Source organism: Mycetohabitans sp. B2 (assembly GCF_021733735.1).
Taxonomy (GTDB): Bacteria; Pseudomonadota; Gammaproteobacteria; order Burkholderiales; family Burkholderiaceae; genus Mycetohabitans; species Mycetohabitans rhizoxinica.
In genome coordinates this window covers 1-350 of record NZ_JAHKSP010000084.1, presented here as the reverse complement: position 1 = coordinate 350, position 350 = coordinate 1, and the positions used below count along the sequence as shown (strand labels likewise).

Sequence of the window (350 nt, the reverse complement as noted above, 5' to 3'; positions counted from 1 at the left end):
GTATTTGACTTCGCTCACGCTTTAGTGGCACAGCGCGAGCCCGAGCAGGACAATGTCTGGCAGGTACTGGCGAACGGGTTGTTCAATTTCAACAGCGGCTCACCAGAAGTCATCGAGCGTTATCAGGCACTCTGGGCGCGGCTGCCGTCGTTGAACGTGTCTGAGCAAGCGGGGCTGATTTCGGCCTTGGTCGGGCTACTGGGGCATTTGCATTCGGATAGGGCACACCCGAGTCAATCCGCGCAGTACGCGTTTTTGTGCGAACAGGCTCTACGCCTCCCCCCCTCTTATCTGAGGTTTACCCACAAATATGGGTCACTCGTTTTGCCTGAAGATGCGATACATCTTGG

General features: G+C 56.0%; 1 pseudogene. It reads left to right on the top strand.

The annotated features are described in order from the left end of the window. Positions 1-350, top strand: a pseudogene (locus tag KPG66_RS16790) (hypothetical protein); the annotation flags it as partial.